1 pseudogene is annotated in these 289 nt (G+C 56.7%); it reads left to right on the top strand.

From position 1 onward, the window contains the following. Nucleotides 1-142: 142 nt before the first annotated feature. A pseudogene (locus tag SB751_RS29535) lies at nt 143-289 on the top strand (tripartite tricarboxylate transporter substrate binding protein); the annotation flags it as partial.

Here is a 289-nt window from a genome sequence, read left to right as displayed (position 1 = left end):
GGGGTTATGGCGCAATGGTCAAGGGAAAACCATAGTCCGTAGCGTGGACTCTACCTTGATGCTCCGCTCGTGTATAGATCAGAATGCAGCATCCAATAATTCGAATCGTCCATTTAATGGACAGTATCAGCACGGAGACTATATGAAGACCGGTCAAAAGCCTGGACTGCGGCGTCTTGCCGCCACGCTACTGGCTACCGCCGCAAGCGCTTTCGCCATGGGTTCCGCCCAGGCCGCCTATCCCGACAAACCTGTCCGCATCGTGGTCGGCTTTTCCGCCGGCGGCACC

Source organism: Cupriavidus sp. SIMBA_020, from assembly GCF_046535395.1.
Classification (GTDB): Bacteria; Pseudomonadota; Gammaproteobacteria; order Burkholderiales; family Burkholderiaceae; genus Cupriavidus; species Cupriavidus campinensis.
This window is presented reverse-complemented; position numbering and strand designations above follow the sequence as displayed.